The organism is Shewanella sp. SG41-3, assembly GCF_014164545.1.
Taxonomy (GTDB): domain Bacteria; phylum Pseudomonadota; class Gammaproteobacteria; order Enterobacterales; family Shewanellaceae; genus Shewanella; species Shewanella vesiculosa.
On record NZ_JACJFJ010000001.1, the window covers coordinates 762703 to 768862 of the forward strand.

Below are 6160 nucleotides of genomic sequence, written 5' to 3' on the forward strand. Positions count from 1 at the left end.
ACTAACGTCTCAATTTTTGATTGAGGCCGTTAGTTGAAAAGGCGGCAAACACAGTAAATACCATCACAGACAGCATAATAATGGCCAATCTTAACCAAGGTTGTTGCAGTGCAATGCGCATATCAATAAAATTAAATGCGCTGACCGACCAGACAAATACTACGCTTACCAGTAAACCTATCTTGAGTAATGTGTGGGTAAATGAATGCCGAATAAGCATGAGTAATGGTAAGGTCATGGCAATAATGGCTAAGACGTGCTGATCAAAACGTAAAAAATGCGCGCCTAATAACAGGTAAGCTAAACTAATTATGGTTACTCGCCACCACATACCATTCTTCCTCATTAATACGCCACAACGAATGCCAATAGTGCCACTACAAAAGTGTTATAAGTGTGTATATCGTTGGCGATGAATAATGCAGCATAGCGTTAAATGATGGCTGATTGTTGGCTGTGGTTCACAAATTACTTATTTGTCAGCTTAATGATTCTCGATAATCAGTGATTAACTGAGGGTTATTTCAAGGGTATTATTTATCGGCGCGATGATTAGCTAGGCGCAGGCTTAAATTACAATTTGAGCGCCAGTATTAACCTTGCTTCACCAGGGGAAAAATAATCATTTTCGTTAGTCAGAATAATAAATTCCATTGATTGATATAAAGACAAAGCGACAAGATTGTTAGGCGCAACTGTGAGTAATAAACGTTTAATTGCCCCATTGGATTCACCGCGGGCAGTAGCGATAGCGTGATTGATTAGTCCACGAGCAATTCCTTTACCACGAGCTTGTGTTGCAACGGCCAATGATAAAATCCAAGCATCACCAGCTTGAGCGTTCGACTCAACCCATAATAAATAGCCTAATAATGAGCTATCCTGTTTGGCAACTAATAGTCCTTTAGGCCAGCAATCAAAAGCTTGTCTAAAGAAAAAGGCAGGGTAACAAGGTTCACCAAATATCGTCTTTTCAAGTTGATGGATATCAGCTAAATCAGTTTTTTGGGCGAAATGGATCGGCAGTTGATCAAGAGGCAAAATATAATATCCTTATTATCTAACTTATGATTAGCGATGACTGATAAAGTGATTTTAGTGATTATCCCTTATGGATACAAAGCACTTATTAGCAAAATTAATACAATAGCATTATTCTCACTATCAATAAGCTACAAATGATTGTTGAATTAAGGTAAACACCACAGGAGTGTTGGCAATGAAGGCATATATGGCTGTAGGGTTACTCAGCTTCACATTAATCATAAGTGGTGCCAGCAGGGCACAAGAAACTGAACATGATATCGATTGCGATGCAGCAATGAGTACGGTTGATATTAATCAATGCGCGAGACAGGAGTTTGAAGTGGCGCAAGTTAGGTTAGATGAATATATCGCTAAGGCTAGTGACACTTTTCATGATGATCCTGTAGTGCTTGAAGCACTCCAGCTATCGCAAAGAGACTGGCTGACTTATCGAGAGTCTTATTGCCATGCGATATACCAATTATGGCGAGATGGCACAATAAGAGGGGTTATGTATCAAGGATGTATGCTGCAACTTACGGTGCAGCGTACTCATAATATTTGGCAAAACTATTTAACCTACATGGATTCAAGTGAACCTATATTACCCGAGCCACAATGATGACTTCCATTGATCTCTTACTCATTGTATTGGCTTAGTATAGGATTATTTACTCTCTGCTTCCAAGCTGACTATTTTAGCCCAAATTTGTTCCGATTCAGCCGTCAGTAAAGAGTAGGTTTTAATATCGCCTTTTCGCTGCGCTTGCATGGCTTGCTCTAGTATTGCATCGTAGCTTTTGCGCAATTTTTTAACTGGATCTGGCTTTAAAAATGAAAACATTATAGTGCTCTTTGTGATGACGATTGGTATTAAATACGAAGTGACTGAGGTTTCAGCTCAATGTGAATAAGGTTTTTGTCTATTTTAGCATTTATTCAAATATGCTTGGTTGTTCGGCCTATTGATAAAATCAAAAGACTGGGTAAACCGCTTGCCATTATTTAGTCGACAAAGAAGGTTTACAGACTATTTTTCGTAAGATAATCAATTAATATCATTAAAAATAATCGGTGCAAGGGAGATCTTTTGCATGACTCATTGCGCTGTCATCACACCTTTATTGATTAGATTTCAAATGACGCTTGCTTTGATGTGGCTTTTTTTAATGAAGATAATATTTTTTGCTCACCTTGTAATAAATCCGCCATTGATGCTCGGGCCTTGATCCGCGTATAAAGCGCTGAAAGACTCGGCCAACGCTGTGCATCTAGTTGCTCTCCTGCGTGCTCCATATTGACCATCTGAGAGGCAAACGCTAAATCTGCGAGGCTTAAGGTGTCTGCCACAAAGAATTTAGCATTACCTAAGGTGTATTCTAAGTAATCAAAGTGGATGGGGAGTTTTTCATTTAAGGCTGACATTACCGAAGGTTCATCGCAAAGATGGCCCATACTGGGATTAATTATACGCTGTTGAAATAGGGTAAAGGTGACCAGTGGGGCCAACTCATAATCAGCATATTTTTCTAACCAACGTACCTTGGCATGTTGCTCTGCGGTTTGTCCTAGTAAAGGAGTAAGCTCACAATATTTATCTTCAAGGTATTGGCAGATCACGCTTGAATCAGCCAAGGTTAAGTCACCATCCTTCATAGCTGGAATACGCCCCAGAGGATTGAGTTTTTTAAACCAAGCTGGTTGATCAAAGGGCAATACAATGACCAACTGATAATCGAGCTGTTTTTCGGCCAGACATAAACGCAGTTTACGTACATAAGGAGAAAGTGGCACGCCATAGACAATTAGGCTCATTATAGATCCTTGTTAGTTAACAAATTCATAAGCTAGGTAGGTTAATTACTAGTGAGCAGCCATCACGATTTCATTTAGCGTAATGCAAATATCGCTGGCTGATTGAACCTCACAGCATGATCCTGCTAAAGATGTAATGGATCATGCTGTGTCGGTCAGCGGCTATTACTGACGTCTAATAAACGATTCAATATAAGCCGGAGTCCGTGCATTTAAAATAGGATCCGCTGACGGTGTAATCCCTTTTGGTAACAACACAGGGTTAAAAATACCATTGCCACATGTTTGGATCGTTGATTCGTTATCTCTTTCGCCGTTAATGATAACTTGGCCAACTAATAAACGCTGTCTGTCTTCAGGCCAAAGTACCGTTGGGTTATTAATTTCATCATCTTTTTCTGCAAGCTTAATGAATAAATTCCAGACTGCGGGCTCATGTTTAATTCGTGATAATAATTCTTCTTTTAAAAAGTCATCTGGAAGCTCTGCAAGTTGAGCTTGAGATAAATTAACGACGCCGTCTTCAGGTTCAAAAATCCAACGGCCAGGTACTATGTCGTTATTTTTGGTTGTGAATAGGAAGCTATTAACACCGAAATACGGGCTATTGGCAAAACTGGCACTGGGTGGCAACTGTTTAACGAAGTCAAAAAATGCCTTGGCATCGGGTTTGTTATCGATTAACCATTGTTTGCCTTCTGGCCCTTGTTTTACTTTAACTTGAAAAGTAAAAAAATCATCTAGGTTACCGGCAAAAAATACCGGTGAGTTTGTGGTGACAAAATTGAGGTTTTCTTTGTCACCATCAATTTTAAGTGACATAAAGCGTCCGGCAGTTTTATCTGAAGCGTGTGGATTTGTGCCACCCATTGAAAAACGCGCGGTGACATTAATCTTTGATTGATCAAAGAAAGGAATTGCTAATTCATCATTTAATTTAGGGTTAGGTGCAAAATATCCAGAGGTACAGAATCCTTTAGCATGATTGCGCAGTTTGACTTTTTTACCTGCTTCTCGACTCGCCATATCAGGTGTGCCATTAACAGCATCAACGATTTCTTGCATGGTTTTTTCTGATGCATAAAGTGACGTTGATAGAATAGAAAGACTAGAGAGTAAACAGATTTTTGACAGTAATTGATATCGACGAATTGTCATTTTTATTATTCCTAGTGGGGTAATGTAATCAGTATAGACAGGCAGAACCCGTGAAATATTTCACCGCTAAGGTATTTATTTTATATTTACGCTTAAAAAAATTAAAAATCTCAATGTAACGTATATCAATGACAGCCATTATTTGAACCGTTGATCATTTTTTAGGTCAACGAGATAATTGTGTTAGTCATAAAGAGATGGCTTAAAAATAACCCCTAGATGATTTTACCAATGGTTTTTTTTAAAGTTGTACCCTTAACTAGATAGTGCATTTTTCTCTAGTTACTTTTTGGGGCATTGAGAAAGTTTTGAAGGCTGCTTATGAGTTAAACCATAACATTATCTGTTGCGGTATTTTTATAATGCATCTCATGCTCATCAAGCAGAGGCCATGAAGTATTAATGGGACAAACTTCCGGCCATTTGTACATTGACCTAACCGCTCAAGGGAAAGACGTATTACTTGGTTCGGTGGTCGGTGCGGCAGCTCTCAGTCACTTCCTGCTAAAATTCGCACACGTTGATATTGGCACCTAGTTTGAAGCTAACAACGCTTTCCATAAAATGGAAAGCGTTGTTAATTTATGCTGAACACTGTTCCAGTTGAGTATTTTTCTTGTTCATTTGCAGATAACTTAACAGCCACATGATTAAGCCGCCGGCAAATAGCACTGCCGCCACATAACCGGTCTCGTTAGGCATGGCACCTTGTGCGATAAACATACCTCCCACCCAAGGGCCGATAGCATTGGCGGTGTTAAATGAACATTGCACTAATGCACCTATCATGGCGTGACCATTTGGCGATACGTCCATCAGTAAGGTTTGAATTAATGTGGCTAAACCCACACTGCAACCTATAAAGAAAATCACCGCATACAATAGCCAAATATTATGGCTGGCGCTCACATAGGCCACAGAAAATATAATCGTACACACTAATGCGATACCTGTGGTTTTTAAGGCGGCGCGATCGGCCGCTTTGCCTAATACATAGTTACCTAAGGTACAACCAATACCAAACATCACCATGGCAATTGAAATCGTGTAGGCCGGTGTTTGTGTCACTACTAAGATGGTGTCGGCGATATAAGTGTAAATACAAAACACACCGCCAAAGCCAATAATCACAATGCCTAAAATTGACCACACCAATTTATTTTTCAACACACTAAATTCATTAATTAAATTAGATGGTTGGCTATTTTCTATTTTTGGAATTACCACATAGACGCACACAAGTGCGATTAAAGCGAGAGCAGATGCACCTGCTAAACAATAGCGCCAGCTTAAGTTTTGGCCGACTAAAGTGACAATTGGAACCCCAACAATGGTCGCTATGGTTAAGCCCATAAACACTTTAGACATATAGCTGGCACGTTTATGTTGTGGGGCAATATCGGCAGCCAATAAAATTGCGGCACCAAAATAAGCGCCGTGAGGTAGACCGCTTAAAAAGCGAAATACAATAAGCTGTTCAAGTGAAGTGGCCATGGCACTTAAGCCATTTGAGATAAACATTAATGTCAGAAATATCGCCAATGCATGACGTTTTTTCATATTGGCAGTTGTCAGCATCAAAATCGGTGCACCGACAACAACCCCTATCGCATAAGCACTAATAGCATAACCGCTTTGTGATGGCGTAGAGGCAAATGTCTCGCTAATTAATGGCAGCATTGGCATCATCGAAAATTCAGATAATCCCAAAATAAAGGTGCCTAGCGCTAACACGAGTAAAATGGCGGTAGTGTTTAGTTGGCTTGGTGATGTTGCCGCCGGTGTCATATGTAATCCTGTTATTGATAAGAGACGAATAGTGGTGAGTTTTATTTTTAAGCTTATGATAGTCATGTTATGTAAAGACATTATTACGGTTAAGATCTGGCAACAAGCAACAAGCTTTAATGTGCCAAAGACATAATGGTTAAACATGATTGCATCGACAGTAAATTCACTATTATTAGGGGAAACTTAGCGACTGCGACATCATAAAGCACCACAGTTTATTAGATTTTTAATAAAAGGCCGCAATAAATTAAATTTTTATTATAAACAGGCTATTATGATTATTTAATGTGTCCTTTTATTGTCCAAGTCGTGAATGTGATGTAATCATGCGGTTAATCTTAGCGGTTAATCTTAGCGGTTAATCTTAGTG

General features: G+C 39.3%; 8 protein-coding genes. 2 read left to right on the forward strand and 6 right to left on the reverse strand.

Annotated elements, in window-relative coordinates; genetic code table 11:
* Position 1: 1 nt before the first annotated feature.
* Both H5164_RS03280 and H5164_RS03285 read right to left on the reverse strand, forming a co-directional pair.
* Positions 2-331, reverse strand: coding sequence for a hypothetical protein (locus H5164_RS03280; protein ID WP_182696994.1), 330 nt, complete (start codon positions 329-331; stop codon positions 2-4).
* Between the two features lie 242 nt (positions 332-573).
* Entirely contained in the window at positions 574-1041 is a 468-nt protein-coding gene (locus tag H5164_RS03285; protein WP_259396722.1) for an N-acetyltransferase, read from the reverse strand.
* A 178-nt stretch (positions 1042-1219) separates the two neighbouring features.
* On the opposite strand from H5164_RS03285, the gene H5164_RS03290 reads away from it, so the two are divergent.
* A complete protein-coding gene (locus tag H5164_RS03290) occupies positions 1220-1648 on the forward strand; it encodes a lysozyme inhibitor LprI family protein (RefSeq protein ID WP_124016468.1) in 429 nt (142 codons plus the stop codon).
* Positions 1649-1693: 45 nt separating this feature from the next.
* Here H5164_RS03290 and H5164_RS03295 read toward each other — a convergent pair whose 3' ends face one another.
* The 3 genes from H5164_RS03295 to H5164_RS03305 form a co-directional block, all read right to left on the reverse strand.
* A complete protein-coding gene (locus tag H5164_RS03295) occupies positions 1694-1870 on the reverse strand; it encodes a DUF6435 family protein (RefSeq protein WP_124016469.1) in 177 nt (58 codons plus the stop codon).
* Positions 1871-2154: 284 nt separating this feature from the next.
* A complete protein-coding gene (locus H5164_RS03300; protein WP_182754745.1) occupies positions 2155-2841 on the reverse strand; it encodes a glutathione S-transferase family protein in 687 nt (228 codons plus the stop codon).
* A 165-nt stretch (positions 2842-3006) separates the two neighbouring features.
* The gene (locus H5164_RS03305) at positions 3007-3999 is read right to left on the reverse strand and encodes a catalase family peroxidase (RefSeq protein WP_182754747.1); all 993 of its coding nucleotides are present in this window, start codon (positions 3997-3999) and stop codon (positions 3007-3009) included.
* A 402-nt stretch (positions 4000-4401) separates the two neighbouring features.
* Here H5164_RS03305 and H5164_RS20005 point away from each other — a divergent pair, with 402 nt between their 5' ends.
* A complete protein-coding gene (locus H5164_RS20005; protein ID WP_259396723.1) occupies positions 4402-4536 on the forward strand; it encodes a hypothetical protein in 135 nt (44 codons plus the stop codon).
* A 45-nt stretch (positions 4537-4581) separates the two neighbouring features.
* Here the strand turns inward: H5164_RS20005 and H5164_RS03310 are convergent, their stop codons facing one another.
* The gene (locus H5164_RS03310; RefSeq protein WP_124016471.1) at positions 4582-5787 is read right to left on the reverse strand and encodes an MFS transporter; all 1206 of its coding nucleotides are present in this window, start codon (positions 5785-5787) and stop codon (positions 4582-4584) included.
* Positions 5788-6160: the final 373 nt, after the last annotated feature.

Excerpts from the sequence above, each read along its gene's own strand:
- H5164_RS03280 (WP_182696994.1), bottom strand. The coding sequence starts at position 331 with ATGTGGTGGCGAGTAACCATAATTAGTTTAGCTTACCTGTTATTAGGC.
- H5164_RS03290 (WP_124016468.1), top strand. The coding sequence starts at position 1,220 with ATGAAGGCATATATGGCTGTAGGGTTACTCAGCTTCACATTAATCATA.
- H5164_RS03305 (WP_182754747.1), bottom strand. The coding sequence starts at position 3,999 with ATGACAATTCGTCGATATCAATTACTGTCAAAAATCTGTTTACTCTCT.
- H5164_RS03310 (WP_124016471.1), bottom strand. The coding sequence starts at position 5,787 with ATGACACCGGCGGCAACATCACCAAGCCAACTAAACACTACCGCCATT.
- H5164_RS03295 (WP_124016469.1), bottom strand. The coding sequence starts at position 1,870 with ATGTTTTCATTTTTAAAGCCAGATCCAGTTAAAAAATTGCGCAAAAGC.
- H5164_RS03300 (WP_182754745.1), bottom strand. The coding sequence starts at position 2,841 with ATGAGCCTAATTGTCTATGGCGTGCCACTTTCTCCTTATGTACGTAAA.
- H5164_RS20005 (WP_259396723.1), top strand. The coding sequence starts at position 4,402 with ATGGGACAAACTTCCGGCCATTTGTACATTGACCTAACCGCTCAAGGG.